Consider the following 21,847-nt stretch of genomic DNA (forward strand, 5'->3'; position numbering starts at 1 on the left):
ATTGTGAACTAATTGAGAAGTGGTGGACACAAAAAGACCGCATGACGATGAGCGATGCGGTCTTTTAATATCAAGAAAGTAGCAAATAACTTAGAACCATAATGGTTAATATCAAAGTTCAACAATTAATTGAGGGCATGCCTTAATTAAGTATTAAGCAAGCTCAATGGCAACAGCAACGGCTTCGCCACCACCAATACATAAGGTTGCAACGCCTTTTTTGCCGCCAGTACGTTTTAGCGAGTTGATTAGGGTGACTAAAATACGGGCACCTGAACAACCAACTGGGTGACCGAGAGCACAAGCGCCGCCTTCGACGTTTACTTTAGCATGATCAATGTTCAGCTCATCCATCGCAGCCATCGTTACCATCGCAAAGGCTTCGTTGATTTCCCATAGGTCAACATCAGCAATCGACCAACCAGCATTGTCCAATACTTTTTCAATTGCACCGATTGGCGCGATGGTGAATTCGCTTGGATGACGTGAATTAGAGGCAGACGCTACGATGCGCGCTTGATAACCTAAGCCCTCAGCTTTGGCTTGTGACTCTTTCATCATCACAACCGCAGCAGCGCCGTCTGAGATTGAGCTGGCGTTTGCCGCGGTAATGGTACCTTCTTTTGCAAAGGCAGGACGCAGAGTAGGGATGCGCTCAGCATTTGCAAGTGCTGGCTGCTCATCGGTATCAACAGTTTGCTCGCCTTTACGGGTCTTAAACGTGACTGGCTCAATCTCATCTTTGAAGTGATCATCTTTGATAGCAGTGAGCGCACGGTTCAATGACTCGATAGCAAAATCATCCATTTGCTCACGGGTATAGCCTTTTTCATCAGCCATCTCTTGTGCAAACATGCCCATCAGCTTACCAGTTTCAGCATCTTCTAGACCGTCTAGGAACATATGGTCTTTGACTTCTTTATGCCCCATACGATAGCCGCCACGTGAGCCTGGCATGATATAAGGTGCATTGGTCATTGATTCCATGCCGCCTGCGACTGCAACGTTGAAGCTACCGGCTTTGATACCGTCATGAGCCTGCATCACTGCTTTTAGACCTGAGCCGCAAAGCTTGTTAATAGTGACAGCGTCAGTTGCGTCGTTCAATCCTGCATTACGCATAGCCTGACGTGCAGGACCTTGACCCAAGCCTGCGGTCAAAATACAACCCATAATGACTTCATCAATGCTATCGACATTGACGCCTGAGCGTTCGACAGCGGCTTTAATAGCAGCGCCACCAAGTTCAGTGGCGCTCATGTCTTTCAATGAACCTTGGAAACCACCCATTGGAGTACGGGCGCCGTTTAAAATTACAATTGCATCATTTGACATCGTTATTATTCCTTTTTACGTATTTTAAATGGGACGGTTTTACTTAAAACTTAAATAAGAATGTATGACTCACATTACAAGCAACCGCTGATTGGCTAACTGCCAGTGAACTTAGATTATGCTAGCTCGTCCAAGCGAATGCGTACTACTTTATCAGTAATGGTATTCAGTTTTTCGATTTTTTCGATGGCCAGATTCATCTGACTCTCAATGACAGGCAGCGTTAAGATAATCACTGGCACTTCACCGACCTTATGCGCAGGCTTTTGTAAAATGGCATCGATATTGATACCGGCATCACTTAGGATGCGAGTGATATCCGCTAGCACCCCAGGATTGTCATGAGCATGGACACGCAAGTAATAACCAGTGGTCATCTGCTCAGCACGTAGTATCGGTGTGTCTGATAATTGTTCTGGGATAAAGGCCAGATGTGGTACATGATGACCGTTGGTGCTTTGGTCATTGCTATCTTTGCTACCCAAGACACGAACCAAGTCCATGACGTCAGCCATCACCGCAGAGGCCGTTGCGCCCGCACCGGCACCATCACCGCAGTAGAGCGTTTGCCCTAATGGATGTGAGTTGACCAAGACCGCATTTTTGACACCATTGACATTGGCAAGTAGCGCATCCTGCGGAATGAGGGTGGGGTGTACACGCAGCTCAATACCAGCAGCACTTGCGCCATCACCTTCACGGCGTACCGCAAAGCCTAAGTGTTTGATACGGTAGCCAAGCTCTTCTGCGTAGTTGACATCTTGCAAGGTGATACCAGTGATACCTTCACAGTATACTTTATCGAACTGTAGCGGGATACCAAAGGCGATAGAGGCAAGTAGTGCTAATTTATGAGCCGCATCAATGCCTTCGACATCGAACGTTGGGTCTGCTTCGGCATAGCCAAGCTCTTGCGCCTCAGCCAGTACGTCAGCAAACGGGCGACCCTTATCGCGCATCTCAGTCATGATGAAGTTGCCAGTACCGTTGATGATACCTGCCAACCAATCAATCTTATTGGCAGCCAATGCTTCACGCATCACTTTAATAATCGGAATACCACCTGCGACCGCTGCTTCATAAGCGACATGCACATTATGCTGTTCAGCAAAGGCAAAAATCTCATTGCCATGCTCAGCCAATAGCGCTTTGTTTGCAGTAACGACATGTTTGCCATTTTTGATGGCATGCATGATGACGTCTTTGGCGAGGGTGGTGCCACCGATGACTTCAATCACGATATCGACATTGTCGCTTGCCGCTGTTGCCATCAAGTCACTGTTCTGAATAATATTAGGATCAATATCGTCACGCTGACGGCGCGTACCCACTTCGGTGATAATAATATCGCGTCCGCTACGGCGTTTTAGCTCATCTAAATTGTCATTGATTAGATTGATCACGCCCGTTCCGACGGTGCCCAGACCAAGTATCGCTAGTTTGATGGAATTACTCACAGTATCCTCAAGAGGTTAAATACAATAAAGCATAAATGACACTGTTATCGGTCAAAGCATGTGCGGTATTAGAGATACCTTTTATATGCATTTCGACCGTTACAGTGCAATCTGTACTTCATTATAGATGAATAAAAAATGCTCAAATTGATGCTTCAATTAACGTATGCTGCTGATTTTTTGTAGCGCTTTATCGTATCATACCGACAAGCAGTTGTGACGTCTAGCGAAACTGACTGTCGCCAAAGTCAACAATATCATGGTAGACGACTAACTAGCATCAATCGCGGTTTGTGCCAATTGTTCAGCTGGCAGATAGCCACCGATTTGCTGTCCAGACTCGGTAAAGATAGCAGGCGTACCACGCACGCCCAATTTCGCCCCTAGCGCCATATGCGCTTGCACAGGGTTTACACAGCTAGGCGCTTGCACGTTGGCGCCCATTTTTGCCTGATTCATGGCAGCATGACGATCTTGACTACACCAAACCGCTTCCATCTTTGGTACTGATTCTTGGCTACGTGGCCATGCCAAATAACGCACCTCGATACCACGTGCATTGATGTCATCCATCTCTTCATGTAGTTTACGGCAATAACCACAGTCGGCATCGGTAAAGGCATAGACGACTGATTTGGTCTCACCCTTTGCTGGATAAATCACCATTTCTTTTTTATCGACGGCTTTTAGCGCATCTTGGGCAGTATTAGCAACTAAAGCTGCGCTGATATCGACAGGCGCCCCTTCACCTACGGCAATGATTTGACCTTGGATAATATGTTTGCCAGATTTATCAGTAAAGAAAGACGGCAGTCCCTCAGCAGTGACCCAGTAGATACCCTCCATGTCTGTTGGGACAGCTGAAACGATATTTTCCTCAATGCCAGAGGTGTTTAAATTGCCTTGCAATGCTTTCACCACCGCCGCATCACTATCTACTGAGGTGGTGTTGGTTTTTGCTTGAGCGCTATTAACCACAGCCGTATTGCTGGTCGCATCCGCTGCATTGTTGGAGCAGCCAGCGGCAATAGCGACCAGCAAAGCACCCATCATAAAACGAGATAACTTGTTTTTACGAAAGCGATGAGAGGTCAGTGTGTTTTTAGTGATGGGGGACGGCATATGGTTTTCCTGTAGGCAGCTCGCCTAGTCGTGAATTCGTGTGAAAGGATGAGCGTGTGAATGATATATAGTGCTGATAACGGCTATTTTAAAGTACTCATTTAAAGTGCTGAAGATAAAGGTGTTTTTATCGTTTATCAGCAATAAAAACCAAAGAGTAGTATCGCCATATTAACATATTTATGATGAATAACAGCCATAGGCTATAAGCTTGTATAGGTATATCAAGATGTCTACATATGCCTATTAAGATAAACCTATAGTCAAAATATCCTAAAAACGCTACGGTATTGCTGATATCAATTTTTTGTAGCCTCTGTCTGCGTAGGCACAGCAAGCAAGAAAAATTGATATCAGCAGCGCGTGATGTATCGATATTATTTTTCACTGACTATATATGGTCAATCCACTATCACAGAGAGACAGCGTCAACCGCGCCAACCGCGCCTGAAATGACATAACAAACATAGCTCTTTACTTAGTTGTCATGTCCTTTGCTCAAATTGTCACTTGTTTGACATATCTTTTTATTCATCGTCATATTTGAAACCATAAATTCAGTGAACGTAAATTCAAAGAATAAGATACATTTGTACTATTTAATATCTATGCTTGGCTAGGTAGTCTACTGCTAATGGCATTTTTTCTAATTTGCTAAAAATTTTTGTTAGAAGTTTATATAAGAATATCTGTATAAATCATTTTAAAATTATTTATCTCAACAATCTTACTTTAAGGAATGCGCATGGCAGGTGGTAGCTTATTAATGTTGCTCGACGATATCAGTGTCATCTTAGATGATGTGTCCGCCATGACCAAGGTAGCGGCTAAAAAGACGACAGGGGTGTTGGCTGATGACTTGGCTCTGAACGCTGAGCAGGTATCTGGGGTCAAAGCAAACCGTGAGCTACCAGTGGTTTGGGCGGTGGCAAAAGGCTCTTTCGTCAACAAACTCATTATCGTGCCGGCAGCCTTGCTTATTAGTGCTGTCTACCCGCCGTTAGTGACTTTTTTATTGATGTGTGGCGGTTTGTACCTAGCCTATGAAGGGGCAGAAAAGGTCATTCACCGGTTTTGGCCGCACCTATTGCCACATGATGAAGAGCAAGGCGCTCGTCTACAAGCCAACGCTGAAAACGTCGATTTGGTAGCCCTTGAAAAGCAAAAGATTAAAGGGGCTGTTAGGACGGACTTTATTTTGTCGGCTGAGATTATCGTCATTGCACTTGGGTCAGCAGTAGCGTCAGGTGCAACTTTGATGCAAAAAAGCATCGTATTGTCTATCATTGCCGTTGCGATAACAGTTGGTATCTATGGTTTGGTTGCTGGTATTGTAAAAATAGATGATGCAGGGCTTTACCTGATGGATAAAGAAAGTGACTTTCAACAAAAAGTAGGTAAATTTTTATTCACTGCTGCACCCAAATTGATGAAGTTTTTGTCTATCGCCGGCACGATAGCCATGTTCTTAGTGGGTGGTGGTATCTTGGTACATGGTATTGGCTTTTTGGAGCATGGTGTAGAGGACTTGGCGGATTTAACGGGTATCTTTGAAAGTGTCACGACGACGCTGCTAAATGGTGTCATTGGCTTTATCATCGGTGCCGCAGTCGTTGCTATCTTTACGATTATCGGTAAAATCCGTGGTAAAGATGACAAACCATCATCTGCGCACTAAATCTGCAGATTAGTTTTTTAATCATATTGATTATGCATCCACTAATAGTCAGTTTGCGTTTTAACCAATAATACCAAACCCAAAAAGTGCAATTAACGTTGTCAAATTTGCTAAGCCTACTAGGTGTAGTACTTGCGCAATTTTTCCGCGTTACTCTAATTTTTGGGAATGGTATAACTTGATGCTGAATATCAAAAAAATCCCCAAGGCTGCTAACAGCCTCGGGGATTTTACGTTTTAGCTAACTTAGATGCTTAGCTGTCGTTACTTGAATCATCAGACTCTAGCTTTTCAGCTTGCGTCGGCTTTTTATGATCCGTTTTGGGCTTACGACTGCGTGCCTTTGGCACTTTTGGCGTGGTTAAGTTAAACATACCAGTTTGCGGCAGTAGTTGCTCAGCCACATTCTCAATCATGTTTTTATAGCTAGCAATCGTAGTCTTGGACTTAGCTGCCTGACTGTCGTCTTTACCCGCATCTTTGGTAGATTGCGCTATAGATTCGTCTGCAGTGTTAGCGTCCTGAGTGTCGTCACTTACTACGCTAGCCTTATCAGAATCAGCATCCGCCTCTATCTTTTCAGCAGCACTGTCTGCGTCTGATAGCTCATTGCTTGCTTTGGACAGAGCTTGTTCCGTTTCTAGCAGCTGCTCACTATCAGTGCTGACATCATCTGCCTGCGCTTGGCTAGACAAAGCAGTTGCTGCTACATCATGAGCATCTACGTCCGTAGATTGTTCAGTCTCAGCTTCTGCCATATCAGCTTGCTTAGTTTCGCTCGGCTGTTTATCAGCAGGTACACTTAACACCGCTGGCTCCTGATAATCCGGATGTTGGCCACGTGGATCGTTGCTAGCACGCTTACCAACAGCGCGTGGTTCAACGTCTGTTTTGCCTTGATCAGCAGCAAACTGACTAACGGCTTGGGTCATCGACTCAAAGCGCGCTAGGTACTCTGCCGCTAATGGCTGATAACCATAGTTGCTAAAGTCAAAGTCGCTGATATCCGCTTTAGCATCAGCAGTAGAGGTGACATTAGCCTTAACGTCAGCAGGTTTTGCTTGCTGCGCATGTGCTTCGATAGCAGCAATAAAGCAGCTAATGACGCCGTCATTTTTCAAACGACTCTCTGCATCCGTCAATGCCTTACGCACAAAGTCACCAACCGTACCACGAATGGTCGGTGCGCTTGCTACTGCTTGCTCAGTTGCTTGAGGCTGTGCAGCAGGTTGCGCTTGCTGACTACGGACGACACGTGGGTCGTTACTGGCCTGACCAAACTTCTCAGCAGTCACGTAGCGTGTCGCAAACAATGCTTCATGCGTTAGCTCAAGTGCGGAATTGCTCTTTTTGCTGCCGCTATCATTGACACTGCCAGTTTCTACGCCATTGTTAATAGCCTGAGCGTTGTTAGCGTCTTTAGCATTGGCGCTGTCCTTGCTGCTCTCATTGGTCGTATCGGCCTTATCAATTTCCTGAGACATTGATGAAGCTTGTTGAGCATTATCTGCCTCAGTAGCGACTGTCTTCGAACTGTCAGCCGTGCTATCCGTATCGCTATTGGCTGGTGGCTGCGTATCTACTGCAGTGTTTTTGCCATCAGTGTTACGGTCGGTTTTTGACGCGTTGTTTTGGCCCTTATCTTTAGTCGCATTAGGAGCATCTGCTTCAATCGCAACCTTATCAACTGCAACCCCGTTATGATGCTTGGATTGATTATCAGTGGTTTTTTCATGACTGGTTTTATTGTCACGAGCTTGATTATTACTACCTTTGTCATCAGCGCCTTTTTTATTGGCTGACTGTTGGGTAGTAGATTCATTGGCGGTGTCATCTTTACCACTGCTATTTTTAGCGTTGTCATTCTTGGTACTATCATTCTTGGCATTGCCATTGGCGACATGTTGCTTTTCGGCGGAATGATGTTTTGTCTGAGTAGACTTACTATTATCTAAAGACAAATGCACGACCTCTGGAGACTTAAGTTCAGCAGGTGCTTCGTTGACCTGTAGCATCACTTCGTTAGGGTCTTGGTTGCGGCGCGTGTTCGATGCATTTTTGCTAGCGCTATCGTTGTTGGCCGTCTGCTGATGGTTTTGCTTGATGTTATCAGCCGTTAAGGTTTCACCGCGCTCTAACTTACCGCGTGACCCGCGTTGGCTGTGTGACTTACGCTTAGCGCGAGTTTGCTCATCTGCTGCACTGTTATCTTTGTTATCAGTGTCAGTGTGCTCGTTTGCGTTACGATTGCTGTTTTGAGCATTGCGATTGTTTGTGCGTCTGTGGTCTTGCTGACGTTTATTCTGATTATCATCAGTATTGCTATCAGCTTGGCTCGAGGCGCTACTGTCGCTATTGCCACTCACGTCATTATTAGTCTCATCTGACGACTCTTTTCTCTGACGCGGCTTAGATGATCTTGACTTACGTGGCTTACGTCTTCTTCTGTCTTCGTTATTGCTCTCATCACTGTCACTGTCACTGTCACTGTCTGAACTGCGACGTGCCTGTTGACGATTGGCATTGTTATCAGACGGTTTGCTGTCAGATTTTTGCTCGTTACTCTGCTGATTTGACGGTGCATCGTTTGAGGTAACGCTTGGTGCATTCGTTGACGCACTGTTTAGAGCGCTGCTATCAACTTGTCCAAACGAGCCTAAGCTTTGTGCACCAGTATTGACCAATGCCTCAATGGCTTCAGCGGCATCACGGCTGCTGACGCTAGGGGTCGTTGAAGCTTGCGGCGCTTGGGCAAACAGATTAGACAACCATGCGACGGCTTGTGGCTGTGCTGTCGTTGCAACGTTAGCAGGTGCTACTGGAGTAGTGGGCGCTGCTACTGCCACACTTTGGCTTTTAGTTGCTTGCGGTGCACGCGCAGATGAAACCGTCGTCGTGTTGGGTTTGTTATTACGATGGTCGTTACTACGCTCAACCGTATTATTCTGAGACTGTGCAGGAGTGCTCGGCTGTGCATTCGCACGACCGTTTGGTTTATTTGCAGCAGTATTCTCTGATGACTTACTATCAGATGATTTACTATCCGACGGCTGACGTGGTTGGCGAGTTGGTTGCTGCTCTGGGCGCTCTTTTTCAGCCGTTTGCCAATCAACGTTGTAGCCAAGGTCGCTATGCTCTTGTTGCTGAGTATCGGTAATACGCTCATAGCTTGAAGGTGCAAAACCATCACGGTTAAAGTGTAGCTTAAAGTTTGGTGACTCAAGGTGTGCGTGCGGCAAGATAGTGATACGGGTACCACTGTCTTGTTCTAGGTAGACCAAGGCATCACGCTTTTCATTCAATAAAAACGCCGCAATGTCAGTTGGGACTTCTGCCTGTACTTCACCTTGACGTTCTTTAAGAGCGATTTGCTCAATTTGACGCATAATAGACAGTGATAGCGAGCGCAGGTCACGAATCATGCCGTTGCCATGACAGCGCGGGCAGATATAACCGGTTGACTCTTCTAATGACGGACGCAAACGCTGACGACTCATTTCCATCAAACCAAACTTAGAGATATCACCGAATTGTACGCGGGCACGGTCATATTTGGTGGCATCAACCAGGCGTTTTTCCACTTCTTTTTGATGCTTGTTGTCATTCATATCAATGAAGTCGATGACAATCAAACCGCCCATATCACGTAGGCGTAGCTGACGGGCAATCTCATCAGCCGCTTCTAAGTTGGTGTGATAAGCGGTCTCAGCGACGTCTGAGCCTTTGGTTGACTTGGCTGAGTTGATATCGATAGAGACCAACGCTTCTGTTTGGTCAATAACGATTGAGCCACCTGAAGGCAAACGTACTTCACGCTGATACGCCGTTTCGATTTGTTTTTCGATATTAAAGCGTGAAAACATCGGCTCATAATCGGTGTATTTGCGGAGCTTTTCAGCTTGTTTTGGCATCACTGCATCGATAAAACCTGCCGCTTCGATGTAAGCGTTTTCGTTATCGATCCAAATCTCAGCGATATCATCACGTAGATAATCACGCACAGCACGGGTGACGACGCCTGCTTCTTGATGCACCAAGCGCGGTGACGGATATTTTTGGTTCTGTTCTTGGATGGCTTGCCAGATATTGAGAAGGTGATTTAAATCGTGTTGTAAGTCTTCTTGCGTTTTACCAATACCAGCGGTACGAATGATGACGCTCATACCTTTTGGCAAATCAAGATTGCTCAGCATGCGTTTCATGTCTTCACGCAGTTTGCCTGAGATTTGACGTGAGATACCGCCACCACGAGGGTTGTTTGGCATTAATACTAGATAGCGACCGGCTAATGACACATAAGTTGATAGAGCAGCGCCTTTATTGCCGCGCTCTTCTTTTTCAACTTGGACGATTAATTCGTCACCTTCTTTGATGAGTTTTTTGATGTTTTCATCACGTGGATTGCCGCTTAGATATTCAGCAGAGATTTCACGAATCGGCAAAAACCCTTGACGCTGTGAGCCATATTCCACAAAAACGGCTTCTAGTGATGGCTCAACGCGAGTCACATGACCTTTATAGATGTTAGATTTTTTTTGTTCACGTGTACGATTTTCTAAGTCGAAATCGTACAGGTGATTGCCTTTACATAAGGCGACACGAATTTCTTCGTTTTGAGTAGCGTTGATTAAAATGCGTTTCATATTTATATCCTATGAGTACGCATAACAACGACGAGACGGGGCTTTAGGCGGTAGTGGCAAGTGTGGCTAATATTGCAATTAGCATTTGTAGATGGTTATTAACGGCAGAACGTAAAGTATAAACTTGAGAAAGCGTATCGACTTTGTCGTTGCTTGTTTTTCACCTAAATAGTGCTAGCAGGGCTAACGCTGATATGAGTCAAATAGGATGTAAGGCTATGGCTCATGTATTACTGGTAGGCTTGCTCAAAATATCTCTGCATCAGCGTATTATCATTCCATCGTTGTCAGTAAATTCTATGGGTAGCTATGGCAGCACACTTTGTAAGAGTGGGCGACTGTCAGTTACGGGTCTAAAAATACTGATACTAAAGAAGTATCGTGCTGTTGCAATTAATCCATCAAAGTCTAGCAATAATGTTGCTGTGATAGAGACTGTTGTATAAAACAGTCGTATTCAGCATATCTCTAATCAGGTGAAGCAATTGGTCATGCTTTATTTATCGTTCTTTTGGGTATAACGTCAATAATATCTTGGGTGTTCTGTCAGGTATCACAGCTTTGGTCATCAGCGGGGCGTACTTGGCAAACAGAGTAAATGACCGGCTTATCGGCACGGTTTATGTCTATATCTTAATTGTCATCTGTTTGACCACCGATACTTAGGCGGCTATCGATATACTTCTCGATCCTAACGTAAAACAACCCATACTTGCTCAACTGCGCTCGCGTAAAGAACCATGATAAATACTTATCAAAAACAGTCGTGGTTATGCGGGTAGTGAGTCAGTGTTATGTTGTAATCGGTCAATAAATGGGCTTTTTGCCAAATTTATTCACTCGATGATATTTAGTGTCACTATTTATTTTATGGTATTGAATAACATTCAGTACCGTTCTTTCTGTCAATTTATGGGGTATATCAATAAACGATAGCGGTAAAAGCTATCTTTACACAAATAATGCGCCCTAAAATCAGATGAAACGTACAATCTTGGCAGGGTAGGTAACGTCAGCCTCTTTACTAACCAGTAGTAAAAATGGCGATTTGCTATCTAGAACAATAACGATTATTGCTGCAGCCTCTGCTTAATTGGCGCTCAACATGCTAAACTATAGCAAATCTTTGTGTAAATACCTAACTAAAAATGACAAACTCAAAAATGACCGACGACGCACCTACCCATGAAGCCCCTGCTATTTTTAATAGCAAAACACGCCCACAAAGCGCTGACGACGAAATCAGTAACTTTGGTAAAGTGAATTATCTCGAAGTAACACGCCATCAGCATGATCAGCGTTTGGATAACTTTTTGCTCAACCGCCTAAAGGGCTTGCCAAAATCGCATATCTATAAAATGATTCGCTCTGATGAAGTCCGCGTCAATAACAAACGCTGTAAAGCGCATGACAGAGTACAGCGTGAAGACGTGGTGCGTATTGCCCCTGTCGAGTTGGCCACTCGTGAAAAGCCTATCATCAGCACCGAGTTTGCCAAAAGCTTGCTGGCGCGCGTGGTGTATGAAGATGAAGGCATGCTCGTGTTGAATAAGCCTTCTGGTATCGCCGTTCATGGTGGTAGTGGTTTGGATTTCGGTGTCATTGAAGCCATGCGTGAAGTCACTGGCAAAAAATACCTAGAGCTGATACATCGCATTGATAAAGACACCTCAGGTCTGTTGATGATTTCTAAAAAGCGCTCAGCGCTGAAAGCATTGCAGCAGCACCTGGTCGACAAAACCATCCAAAAGCACTATCTATGTATCGCTAAAGGCCAGCCTGCGCTCAATGAGCAACGCATCGATGCGCCATTACTGCGTTATACGCTCGCTAGTGGTGAACGCCGCGTAAGAGTAGATGCGCAAGACCCACAGGCTAAAGAAAGCCAAACTGATATCATCGTCCATGATCGTTTTATGATTGCCGGTCAACCCGTCAGCTTGATTGAAGCCAAGCCGCTAACAGGACGCACGCATCAAATCCGTGTGCATCTGGCTCATATTGGTCATGCTATCTTGGGTGATGATAAATACAACGTCCATGATAAATCAGGTGTACATCGACTGTCTTTACATGCGTGGCGTTTAGATATTCCAGGCTATGAGACCATTACCGCACCGTTACCAGAAGACATGGTTGACTGGTTACCAGAGCAGACCAAATTGCCTGAATAGTTTTACAAAATGAATTTTGTCAGCTAAATACTCCAAGTATGCACCTTAAACGTCACGAACTCTTATTTTTTAATAAGGCGCCGTGACGTTTTCGTATCTACTATTTATTACTTTTATTTTTTAAGGTAAGTTCATGATCAAACCAACCACAACTGATGCTTCAGAACTTGATGCAAACTCTCAATTATCAACCAGCCATCAACTTGCCGATAAGACGCTGATTATCTTCGACTGGGACGGTACGTTGATGGATTCAATCGGTTTAATTGTTGAGTCTATGCACGTGGCAGGAGAGGCGCACGGGTTCCAAACGACTGATAAAGCCGTACAAGATATTATTGGTCTGAGTTTGATGAATGGTATTAAGATTTTATATCCGCAAGCAAGTGAGTCGCAGAAGCTGGCTATTCAACAGAGCTATGCAGATTATTATATTGCCAATAGTCATCGTACGCCGCTTTTTGCACCGATAGAGGGTATGCTGCAGACTTTACAACAGCAAGGCAAACAGCTGGCAGTGGCAACGGGTAAAAAGAGAAAAGGGTTAGAGCGTGTACTAGATGCCTCTCATAGTCATCATTATTTTGTCATGACTCGCTGTGCTGATGAAGCAGGCTCAAAGCCGGACCCGCAAATGCTTATCGATATCTTAGAGTATACGCAACAGAAAGTCGCTGATGCTGTTTTTATCGGTGATAGTATCTATGACATTCAAATGGCAACGCAACTTGGGATGACCAGCATTGCAGTTGATTATGGAACGGCGTCTAGCGCTGAGCTTACCGCGCAGCAGCCCACTTATCAGGTCGATACCCCACAGGCTTTGGCTGAGATTTTATGCGGATAGCGTTAGAGTGAATTTTGTCCATTACACCGCTATTTAGTAGATGCTTATAATGGAAAAGGGTTTGTCAATTACCGACAAACCCTTTTATTATGGAAGACTATGATGGCTATTTGCTCTCGTTCTGAGTATCTTCCTGCTGAGTGCTTTCTTCTCGAGCGCTGTCTTTTTCAATAGCATCTTCTAGCGCTTCACCTTCTAGTGGCGCAAAAGAGGATTCGATAATTTTGTCTTCCTCAAGCTGGTACTCATACCAGTTGCCCATTATGCCAGCCAACTCATCAAGGCCTTCTTTTCGCAAAGCTGAAAACAGCTGAATGGTACAATTTAACCCCAGCTCCTTTAGCCTTTTTCGAGTATTAAGTAGAGCATTCTTGGACGCGCCATATTTCAGTTTGTCTGCTTTGGTTAGCAATATGTGTACTGGCAGTTCGCCATCATTTGCCCAACGTAGCATTTGCTCATCAAAGAATTTCAATGGATGACGAATGTCCGTCATTAGTACCAAACCTGCAAGGCTTGAGCGTGATACTAAGTATTCCTCTAGCTCAACCTGCCATTCTTTTTTCATCTCAAGTGGCACCGCTGCATAGCCATAACCTGGCAAATCGACCAATCTTCTGTCCGTATCACCGATACTAAAGAAGTTAATCATCTGCGTGCGACCAGGCGTTTTAGAGGAGCGTGCCAATTGGCGTTGGTTGGTCAAAGCATTGATGGCTGATGACTTACCAGCATTAGAGCGTCCGGCAAAAGCAACCTCTAAACCCATATCAGGCGGGCAGAGGCGAAAGGTAGGTGCTGAGGTCATAAATTCAGTTTGTTGAATTTTTTGACGGGATTTGGTGTTGAACAAAGCATGTTCGGCGGCAACATCGTTATACGGGGTGCTCATAAATGGCTCATTAATCTTTAAGAAATTGGATATGGTTTTTATTGGATATAGTCATAACGGATACCGTTATAACGAATTTTAATCACTAGTTAGTTGTTCAATTTGGCCAGCTAGTTATTCAAAAGGTGTCTCACACACCAATATTATAAGAGGCTGTCTATTATAACGCTAAGCATCTGTTGCTCACAGAATTAGCTATTTCAAATTATCGACCATTCTATACTATTAGTGGTCTTAGTTATTGAAATAACTGCAATTAGCATCATATAAATGATAACACAGCAGTAAAGTGCAGCAGTCATAACCATAAGTTAATGCTATCTACGAATGCGTTACCAAAGCCAAACTATATTTATCTGTATTTACATGACATACATTGTTACAATCTTTACTAAGAGATACTTAGCGAAAGACGTTTAACAGCAGAATTGGTTAAACGAATGAAACATCAAAAGGAGGTGTTCTATGTTTTCAATCACCACACTTTTTAACAAGACCTATCGCGTTTTAACCGCTAGCGGTGTTGTATTGCTGTTGAGTAGTGCCATGATGACTAGCGCCAGTGCTGCTAATGTTGCTGACACCTATAATAACTCATGTGCAGCTTGTCACGATAGTGGGGCGCTAAATGCCATTAAAAAAGGTGACAGTGCCAAGTGGCAGCAGCTCATCAAGCAAAAAAGCATGCCGACACTTATCAATTCAGTCAAAAGCGGCATGACGCAAATGCCAGCTGGTGGACTTTGTAACAGCTGTAGTGATGAAGATTATCGCAAGCTGATTGAATATATGAGCAAGTGATAACTGGACAAATAAAAAAACAGCAGCACCAAATAAAGCGCTAGGTTTTGTAACCTTTATGCGCTTTTTCTTTTTTGTAAATATCCTTGCGCACTTTGTCAGAAAAACTGATGGATGTGACGATTAAGTAGGCAAATACTACAAAGTCTTGCTATAATAATCGAAAATAAACCCTGATGTTAGTAAGTACTTTCAGACTGCTTGTGTTCAAGACCTTAAATATACGTCTGTCCCGTTAATTATAGGGCAGTTGATATCGGGCGTCTTAGCAGTGCAATCACTCTAAATAATGCTTACGCCGAGTTAGTAGGATTTGTATCAATGAAAAAGTTAATCGCTGCTGCCAGCTTATGCGTTGCAAGTTTCAGCGTACAAGCTGCTATTATTGTTCCTGAGCATGACGTCAATGCAGGTAAGCAAATTGCAGAAACTGTCTGTGCTGCTTGCCATGGTGTTACGGGTGTGAGTCCTGTTCCAGCCCAGCCAAACCTGGGTGGTCAAAACGTAAAGTACTTATACAAACAATTAATCGACTATAAAACTGGCTACCGCAAAAACGGTATCATGCAGTCGCAAATTGCTAATTTGTCACAGCAAGACCTAGCTAATGTAGCAGGCTATTATGCTAGCCAAGCGCCTTGGGGTGTTGGTTTTGGCAACCCTGCGACCAACGAGGCAGCCACTAAGTTGTATTTAGGTGGTGACAAGTCACGTGGTGTGATTGGTTGTGCAGGCTGTCACGGGCCAGATGCCGCTGGTAACGCTTGGGCAGCATTTCCTAAGCTGGGTGGTCAGCATGCAGAGTATATCTCTACTCAGCTAAAACTTTTCCGTGCCGCGGGTCGTGTCGATGATATTGATAGCGATGAACAAAAACGTATCAATGATGCTGCAAAAGAAGGCGAGATGGGTATGATGCAAACAGTCGCATCGAAGCTGTCTGATCGCGATATTCGTATCTTGTCAGACTATATCAGTGCGGTTCACTGATTTATCAGACTACAATGACGAATAGCACATGCGTTATGCGTCATTAAACGTGATAAAGACCTGAGCGTCTAGCAGTCGTTATAAGCTATTAAATGTGAATAGTTACTAAACCCCGATTTCGGGGTTTTTTTATAACTGCTTATCCCTTATATTATAAACACTGTATCAAGATAAAGATAAAACCGCGTACAGAGACTTATCATTATTCTGTCTCATGATAAATTGTCGTTATTCACTTTATACCAGAATCAAAAAATATGATTGGCTGTGTCAAAATTGTTTGGTCTACAATGCGTCGTTCCTACAATTTTATCTGCTGATTTAGATTTTATGAATGGTATTGGCTCGTTTGGATTTAAATTATGATGATCCGTTATGCTTCTTATTTTATCGCTGCACTCTTACCGCTATTATTGTTTCGGTGGTTTGCACCTGCTTCTATTGGCGAGATAGACTTTTGGTTACTGTGGCTACTAGCGATGGTACTGGTATCACTGCCTGTCGTCTATGCCGAGATAGCATTGGCGTATCGCAGTGTCGATGCGCCATTAGCTGGTATGCAAAAACTCACTCGCGAAGCCGATGCTAGCCCGGTATGGCGCAGCTTTGGTTGGTTGGCAGCACTGGTGTCTATCATTATTGCAGCGCTGGTCATCTCTGGCGCAAGCACGGGTATTTTGGCTGCATTAACTGAGCTCAATAGCGCCCCTGCTGTGCCAAGCTTTGCTATTGCAGCAGGCTTGATAGTCATTGCGGTATTACTCAGCTTACTGGGCGTCGCTCCTTTGCCAATTGGCTTGGGCTTGATGGTCGTTGGTATAGTGATAGGCGCAGTAAATGGTTTACCACATATTGACTTTGCCATGACGGATGTCAGTCTAAGCGAGTGGGCGCGTGCGGTCGCACTAGCACTGGTCAGTGTAGGAGCAGGTACTGGCTTGTATTGGTTTGGTCAAAACCTAGCGAGTAAGCAAGTCATCACAGCGGTCGGTGCAGACAATCACAATGCACAGAAACCCGCTCGAAGTCGTACAGCAAACGAGTATCGTGCGACTAAGTTGGTACTACCGATTTGGATATTGCAACTGCTTGTGGGCGTCGTGGCTTTATTTGTCAGCGGTATGGCATTGCCACCGATTGGACAATTGCTATATTGGGTAGGGGTGCTGTTCGTTGTTAGCTACCTGCTGCATTATAGTACCCAGCAGTTAGCGCATAAGTTTGGATTGTTGGTCAGTTTGGTTATTACTTTTGTGGTAGCGCTAGTGTTAGTAGTCGCTATTCCAACCACGTGGTTGGTCGGTATATTGGTCATTATCAGCACTGCGGCCGTGTTATTGTTGTCAATTTTTGCAGGCTGGCAGATGAAAATCAGTCACCTACGTAAGTCTTTGAACTTCGGTAATGAAGGACTTTATAACCTGTGGCGGGTTGCCATACGCTTGGTGGTGCCGCTAGCGCTGTTACTGGCCTTGATAGGTTGGGTGATGCAGTGGTTAAGCTAACAACTGAGGCTGTTCAGGCTGATGGTAGTGTGCTGCAGTCTGAGCAGCCCAGTCTCATGACAGTATATCTGGCGTATGCTGAGGACGAGCAGCGTCAGCATTACTTAGCTATGAAAGTCAGTCAAGGCATCAGTTTGTACGAGGCATTGGCTCAGGCAGGTTGGTTGTCACAATTTGTGGAGTTGGCAGCTTGGTGCCAAGAGGTGGCAGACATTACTACGCCAACGGCTAAGCGCTGGCATGTAGGTATCTACGCAAAAAAACAGCCGTTAGATTATCGTCTGCAGCCTTTTGACCGTATAGAGGTCTATCGCAGCTTAAGCGCTGATCCAATGTCTCAGCGCAAAAGCAAATCTCGGGGTTAGAGTTGACTAGGCTTATGACGCTGGCAGACTGTCTATACCTTCAATACGACTGACCAAACCACCATCATCAAAATACACAATCAAATGTTGGCTGGCGTTTTTGACATCAGCGATGCCATTGCGACGGCCTTCAGTGCCTGCTTGGTAGTCATAGATATAGTCCCAACGCCTAGGCTCAAGGGTATCTTTAATCGCTGGACTACCAAGAATATAAAGCACTTGGTTTTGATTCATACCTATTTGCAGTTTTTGTGCTTGCGCTTGAGTAATCGCGGTTCCTTGCGGCAAATCAATCTTATAAACACTCAGTAAAGAGCAGCCAGACATCGCGACAGCAGCACTCAGCATACTGGTGATGGCAATCTTGCGTAGTGCACTTGCAGGGCTTAACGGACGAAAAGTTAATGTCTTTATCATGGTAAGATGACTCATAAGAAATGGGTTAGGTGCGACCAATGTTAGTCGTTGCTAATCTGGCCGGCAATCTTGCACAAATGATACGTCATTTACTTGCAATTGCCTACCACTTACGACATTATTTACCAAATGCTACCTGAGTGCTTTTATTATTTATATTTGAAATTCATAGACTTGCGCTGAGATTGTCTGCAGAATAGTAGGCTATTAATTTACTCAGAACAAGCGCGTTTGCGGTTATTGAAAAACTTTATGTTCGATTAAAAATAATCATAGACGATTATTTACCTCGTATTTTTGGTTCTTTATTTGCTAAGACTGTCACAGTCAGAAGGGATATTATGGCTTCTTTTATCAATCAAGATTTACGCAAAGCTGGGTTAAAGGTCACCTTACCTCGTATTAAAATTTTAGAGCTACTTGAAAGTGCAGAGCTGCATCATATGAGTGCGGAGGAAGTGTACAAAGCGCTGATTGAACAAGGGGAAGACGTGGGTCTCGCGACTGTATATCGAGTGCTGACCCAGTTTGAGCAAGCAGGCATCGTTGAGCGTCACAACTTCGAAAACAACTTATCAGTGTTTGAGATTACCCAAGAAGAGCATCATGACCATCTGGTCTGTGATAACTGCGGGAAGATTGTTGAATTTCACAATGAAGTTATCGAAGAAGAGCAAGTTAAGGTCGCAGAAGAGCATGGCTTTAAGCTATCAGGACATTCACTGGTGCTATATGGCATTTGTGACGACCAAGAGTGTAAAGACAGCGTAAAATAATGACTGTTAAGTCTTAATGAACCTTCACGTTTGATGGTTTTTTATACTTCACTATATTACGGCTTCGGATTAAGAAAGGCCTTCATATTGATATGAAGGCCTTTTTTTAGAATTTATTCGCATGAGTTTGGGCTATTTAACCTGATCTTGCCGCAGACTCAAAGCGTAAAACGCTTAGCTAACATCTAACGATAAGCTATCAGAACCTTCATCCAAGAGGTGAGCGCTGTTTTTACTACTGAGTTTAATTTTGAGGCGCAAGTCATTAGGAGAGTCAGCATGCAAAATTGCTTCTTTGTAAGTGATTTCGCCATGCTCATATAAATCAAATAGCGCTTGGTCAAAGGTCTGCATACCGCTATCCCGTGAGCGCGTCATCACGTCTTTAATCTCGTGAATCTCGCCTTTACGTATATAGTCGCTGATAAGTTGTGAGTTTAATAGAATCTCGATAGCAGCACGGCGACCTTTGCCATCCGGCGTTGGGATAAGCTGCTGAGCAATAATGGCTTGCAAGTTCAGCGATAAATCCATAAACAACTGGTTATGACGGCTGGTCTCAAAGAAATGGATAATACGGTCAATGGCTTGGTTGGCATTGTTGGCATGGAGCGTTGCAAATACCAAATGCCCTGTTTCTGCATATTGAATGGCGTAGCTCATGACCTCAAGGTTACGAATCTCACCAATCAAGATAACATCAGGTGCTTGGCGCAAAGTATTCTTCAGACCCGCTTCAAAAGAGTGGGTATCGATACCGACTTCGCGTTGGGTGATGATACAGCCGCGATGCTTATGCACAAACTCAATCGGATCTTCGATAGTAATGATGTGACCCTGAGAGTTCTGATTTCGATGCCCAATCATCGAGGCAAGCGTGGTCGACTTACCCGTACCAGTTGCGCCAACGAGTAAGATAATCCCGCGTTTTTTCATCGCCAGCTCTTTTAGGATAGGCGGTAGGCGCAGCTCTTCAACCGTTGGAATTTTGTTTTCGATTTTCCGTAAAATCATTCCTGCCATGTCACGCTGTATAAAGGCACTAACTCGAAAGCGTGCTTGCTGTGCTTCGTCAGAGATGGCAAATTGACACTCGTTTGTCTCTTCAAACTCTTGAATTTGACTTGGAGTCATAACACTTTTTACCAGCCTCTCAGTCTGAGACGCGGTCAGCGGTGTTTTACCCACTGGCAGAATTTTTCCATTAATTTTCATGGAAGGTGCCACATCAGCAGTAATAAAAAGGTCAGAGCCATTTTTACTAATCATTAATTGCAATAGTTTATCAATGTCCATATCGTACCTGCAGTCGATGTAAATCGATTAAAAAAATCTCTAAAATCATTGTGTAAATATCGCTCGTAATGATCATTATAAATAAAGCTTGGTGTTAAGTGTTGTCAATCAAACTATAGAAAATTCTCAGGTTGCTTGGCATAAGGGCGAGCAACGTCTTTGCTAATGGTGCCTTTCGCGACCAAGTTCTTCAGCGTTTGATCAAGGGTAATCATGCCGTCACCTGCCCCTGTTTGAATGGCAGAGTACATCTGAGCAATTTTATTCTCACGAATCAAGTTACGAATAGCGGGTGTGCCTAGCATAATCTCGTGGGCGGCAATACGTCCACCTGCCTGACGGCGGAGTAGCGTCTGCGAGATAACTGCCTGCAGTGATTCTGATAGCATCGCACGAATCATGTCTTTTTCAGCAGCGGGGAAGACGTCAATGACACGGTCAATCGTTTTAGCAGCTGAGCTGGTATGCAAGGTGCCAAAGACTAAGTGACCAGTCTCTGCGGCAGTCAAGGCCAAGCGAATGGTCTCAAGGTCACGTAGCTCACCAACGAGGATAACATCGGGATCCTCACGCAGGGCTGAGCGTAGTGCTGGCTCGAAACCTAAGGTGTCACGGTGAACTTCACGCTGGTTGATTAAGCTTTTCTTAGAATCATGTACAAACTCAATAGGGTCTTCGATGGTTAAGATATGCTCTTTTCGGCTCTCATTGATATAGTCAATCATGGCGGCTAGTGTTGTTGATTTACCAGAACCTGTGGGTCCCGTGACCAATACCACGCCTCGCTTGAAGTCTGAGACACGTTTAAACACTTCGCCCATTCCCAAATCTTCCATGGTCAAAACTTTGGAAGGAATGGTACGAAATACTGCGCCTGCGCCGCGGTTTTGGTTAAAAGCATTTACCCGAAAGCGTGCTAAATTAGGAATCTCAAAAGAAAAATCCGTTTCAAAAAACTCTTCAAAGTCAGCACGCTGTCGATCATTCATGATGTCATAAATCAGCTGATGTACCACTTGATGAGTCATCGCTGGCATGTTGATACGCGTCATTTCGCCATCGACTCGAATCATCGCTGGCATACCGGCTGAAATATGTAAATCTGATGCCTTATGCTTAACGGTAAAGCGCAGCAAATCTTCGATGCTTAAATTGTTTTTTTCAGCCATAATCGGATTTTCCTATCAATCAATAAGGGGAAGACAGACGCGCACACAAGCCAGTAAGAACCTTTTTAATTATCACTTTATTTAATATATAAGGCTTGAGCAGCTGTCTTTACCATTTCTACTATATTCAGTAGCATACGTTAAACCATGTAACAATATCATAACAAGACTATTGGGATTTAACCATCTACTAAGCGAAGAAAATGTAAAATTGGTCTTTCAAAAATTTTTAGCAAAAAAATAGAGTGTTACTAAACGGCATTAATCGCCATCAAGCCATTTTTTTATAAGCAAATATTTCTAAGCAGGCAGTGACTAACAACACAGCTACTAGAAGCTAGCTATGGGCAAGAAACCCATTCAAAAACTGATTAAATCAT

The 21,847-nt window shown here is 44.2% G+C and carries 17 protein-coding genes; 9 read left to right on the plus strand and 8 right to left on the minus strand.

What is annotated here, in order from left to right; genetic code table 11:
* Nucleotides 1-153: 153 nt before the first annotated feature.
* The 3 genes from QL919_RS04490 to QL919_RS04500 form a co-directional block, all read right to left on the minus strand.
* Nucleotides 154-1,335 carry a thiolase family protein gene (locus QL919_RS04490; RefSeq protein ID WP_290188381.1) on the minus strand — a complete coding sequence of 394 codons (1,182 nt, stop codon included), beginning with the start codon at nt 1,333-1,335 and terminating at the stop codon, nt 154-156.
* A gap of 116 nt (nt 1,336-1,451) precedes the next feature.
* Nucleotides 1,452-2,792, minus strand: coding sequence for a homoserine dehydrogenase (locus QL919_RS04495; protein ID WP_290188382.1), 1,341 nt, complete (start codon nt 2,790-2,792; stop codon nt 1,452-1,454).
* A gap of 270 nt (nt 2,793-3,062) precedes the next feature.
* Nucleotides 3,063-3,914 (minus strand): DsbC family protein, encoded by an 852-nt coding sequence (locus tag QL919_RS04500; protein ID WP_290188383.1) that lies wholly within the window; start codon nt 3,912-3,914, stop codon nt 3,063-3,065.
* 745 nt (nt 3,915-4,659) lie between these two features.
* Here QL919_RS04500 and QL919_RS04505 point away from each other — a divergent pair.
* On the plus strand, nt 4,660-5,592 hold the full coding sequence (locus tag QL919_RS04505; RefSeq protein ID WP_290188384.1) for a DUF808 domain-containing protein: 933 nt from the start codon (nt 4,660-4,662) through the stop codon (nt 5,590-5,592).
* 254 nt (nt 5,593-5,846) lie between these two features.
* Here the strand turns inward: QL919_RS04505 and QL919_RS04510 are convergent, their stop codons facing one another.
* Nucleotides 5,847-10,235 carry an Rne/Rng family ribonuclease gene (locus QL919_RS04510; RefSeq protein ID WP_290188385.1) on the minus strand — a complete coding sequence of 1,463 codons (4,389 nt, stop codon included), beginning with the start codon at nt 10,233-10,235 and terminating at the stop codon, nt 5,847-5,849.
* A 218-nt stretch (nt 10,236-10,453) separates the two neighbouring features.
* Here QL919_RS04510 and QL919_RS04515 point away from each other — a divergent pair, with 218 nt between their 5' ends.
* The 3 genes from QL919_RS04515 to QL919_RS04525 all read left to right on the plus strand — a co-directional run bounded on the left by QL919_RS04515 (nt 10,454) and on the right by QL919_RS04525 (nt 13,256).
* Nucleotides 10,454-10,681, plus strand: a complete 228-nt coding sequence (locus QL919_RS04515) for a hypothetical protein (RefSeq protein ID WP_290188386.1) — start codon at nt 10,454-10,456, stop codon at nt 10,679-10,681.
* A gap of 717 nt (nt 10,682-11,398) precedes the next feature.
* Nucleotides 11,399-12,409 (plus strand): RluA family pseudouridine synthase, encoded by a 1,011-nt coding sequence (locus QL919_RS04520; protein WP_290188387.1) that lies wholly within the window; start codon nt 11,399-11,401, stop codon nt 12,407-12,409.
* A 133-nt stretch (nt 12,410-12,542) separates the two neighbouring features.
* A complete protein-coding gene (locus QL919_RS04525; RefSeq protein WP_290188388.1) occupies nt 12,543-13,256 on the plus strand; it encodes an HAD-IA family hydrolase in 714 nt (237 codons plus the stop codon).
* 106 nt (nt 13,257-13,362) lie between these two features.
* On the opposite strand, the gene yihA is transcribed toward QL919_RS04525, so the two are convergent.
* Nucleotides 13,363-14,148, minus strand: coding sequence for a ribosome biogenesis GTP-binding protein YihA/YsxC (yihA, locus tag QL919_RS04530; protein WP_290188389.1), 786 nt, complete (start codon nt 14,146-14,148; stop codon nt 13,363-13,365).
* A gap of 465 nt (nt 14,149-14,613) precedes the next feature.
* Here yihA and QL919_RS04535 point away from each other — a divergent pair, with 465 nt between their 5' ends.
* From QL919_RS04535 to QL919_RS04550, 4 genes are all read left to right on the plus strand, one after another.
* Entirely contained in the window at nt 14,614-14,949 is a 336-nt protein-coding gene (locus QL919_RS04535; protein WP_290188390.1) for a c-type cytochrome, read from the plus strand.
* 321 nt (nt 14,950-15,270) lie between these two features.
* Nucleotides 15,271-15,939: a c-type cytochrome gene (locus QL919_RS04540; protein WP_290188391.1), complete on the plus strand. Its 669-nt coding sequence runs from the start codon at nt 15,271-15,273 to the stop codon at nt 15,937-15,939.
* 362 nt (nt 15,940-16,301) lie between these two features.
* Nucleotides 16,302-17,444 (plus strand): hypothetical protein, encoded by a 1,143-nt coding sequence (locus QL919_RS04545; protein WP_290188392.1) that lies wholly within the window; start codon nt 16,302-16,304, stop codon nt 17,442-17,444.
* Nucleotides 17,432-17,809 (plus strand): RnfH family protein, encoded by a 378-nt coding sequence (locus QL919_RS04550; RefSeq protein ID WP_290188393.1) that lies wholly within the window; start codon nt 17,432-17,434, stop codon nt 17,807-17,809. The genes QL919_RS04545 and QL919_RS04550 overlap by 13 nt, the downstream gene beginning before the upstream one ends.
* 12 nt (nt 17,810-17,821) lie before the next feature.
* On the opposite strand, the gene bamE is transcribed toward QL919_RS04550, so the two are convergent.
* Nucleotides 17,822-18,241, minus strand: a complete 420-nt coding sequence (gene bamE / locus QL919_RS04555) for an outer membrane protein assembly factor BamE (protein ID WP_290188394.1) — start codon at nt 18,239-18,241, stop codon at nt 17,822-17,824.
* Between the two features lie 326 nt (nt 18,242-18,567).
* Here bamE and fur point away from each other — a divergent pair, with 326 nt between their 5' ends.
* The gene (fur, locus tag QL919_RS04560) at nt 18,568-19,002 is read left to right on the plus strand and encodes a ferric iron uptake transcriptional regulator (RefSeq protein WP_290188395.1); all 435 of its coding nucleotides are present in this window, start codon (nt 18,568-18,570) and stop codon (nt 19,000-19,002) included.
* Nucleotides 19,003-19,176: 174 nt separating this feature from the next.
* Here fur and QL919_RS04565 read toward each other — a convergent pair whose 3' ends face one another.
* Together QL919_RS04565 and QL919_RS04570 are read right to left on the minus strand one after the other, a co-directional pair.
* Nucleotides 19,177-20,298, minus strand: coding sequence for a PilT/PilU family type 4a pilus ATPase (locus QL919_RS04565; protein ID WP_290188396.1), 1,122 nt, complete (start codon nt 20,296-20,298; stop codon nt 19,177-19,179).
* Nucleotides 20,299-20,411: 113 nt separating this feature from the next.
* On the minus strand, nt 20,412-21,467 hold the full coding sequence (locus tag QL919_RS04570; RefSeq protein ID WP_290188397.1) for a type IV pilus twitching motility protein PilT: 1,056 nt from the start codon (nt 21,465-21,467) through the stop codon (nt 20,412-20,414).
* Nucleotides 21,468-21,847: the final 380 nt, after the last annotated feature.

The sequence above is a fragment of the Psychrobacter sp. APC 3426 genome (assembly GCF_030408035.1).
GTDB lineage: Bacteria > Pseudomonadota > Gammaproteobacteria > Pseudomonadales > Moraxellaceae > Psychrobacter.

Excerpts from the sequence above, each read along its gene's own strand:
- QL919_RS04500 (WP_290188383.1), bottom strand. The coding sequence starts at position 3,914 with ATGCCGTCCCCCATCACTAAAAACACACTGACCTCTCATCGCTTTCGT.
- QL919_RS04520 (WP_290188387.1), top strand. The coding sequence starts at position 11,399 with ATGACCGACGACGCACCTACCCATGAAGCCCCTGCTATTTTTAATAGC.
- QL919_RS04515 (WP_290188386.1), top strand. The coding sequence starts at position 10,454 with ATGGCTCATGTATTACTGGTAGGCTTGCTCAAAATATCTCTGCATCAG.
- QL919_RS04505 (WP_290188384.1), top strand. The coding sequence starts at position 4,660 with ATGGCAGGTGGTAGCTTATTAATGTTGCTCGACGATATCAGTGTCATC.
- QL919_RS04565 (WP_290188396.1), bottom strand. The coding sequence starts at position 20,298 with ATGGACATTGATAAACTATTGCAATTAATGATTAGTAAAAATGGCTCT.
- QL919_RS04525 (WP_290188388.1), top strand. The coding sequence starts at position 12,543 with ATGATCAAACCAACCACAACTGATGCTTCAGAACTTGATGCAAACTCT.
- bamE (WP_290188394.1), bottom strand. The coding sequence starts at position 18,241 with ATGAGTCATCTTACCATGATAAAGACATTAACTTTTCGTCCGTTAAGC.
- QL919_RS04570 (WP_290188397.1), bottom strand. The coding sequence starts at position 21,467 with ATGGCTGAAAAAAACAATTTAAGCATCGAAGATTTGCTGCGCTTTACC.
- QL919_RS04540 (WP_290188391.1), top strand. The coding sequence starts at position 15,271 with ATGAAAAAGTTAATCGCTGCTGCCAGCTTATGCGTTGCAAGTTTCAGC.
- fur (WP_290188395.1), top strand. The coding sequence starts at position 18,568 with ATGGCTTCTTTTATCAATCAAGATTTACGCAAAGCTGGGTTAAAGGTC.
- QL919_RS04490 (WP_290188381.1), bottom strand. The coding sequence starts at position 1,335 with ATGTCAAATGATGCAATTGTAATTTTAAACGGCGCCCGTACTCCAATG.
- QL919_RS04545 (WP_290188392.1), top strand. The coding sequence starts at position 16,302 with ATGATGATCCGTTATGCTTCTTATTTTATCGCTGCACTCTTACCGCTA.
- QL919_RS04510 (WP_290188385.1), bottom strand. The coding sequence starts at position 10,235 with ATGAAACGCATTTTAATCAACGCTACTCAAAACGAAGAAATTCGTGTC.
- QL919_RS04535 (WP_290188390.1), top strand. The coding sequence starts at position 14,614 with ATGTTTTCAATCACCACACTTTTTAACAAGACCTATCGCGTTTTAACC.
- yihA (WP_290188389.1), bottom strand. The coding sequence starts at position 14,148 with ATGAGCACCCCGTATAACGATGTTGCCGCCGAACATGCTTTGTTCAAC.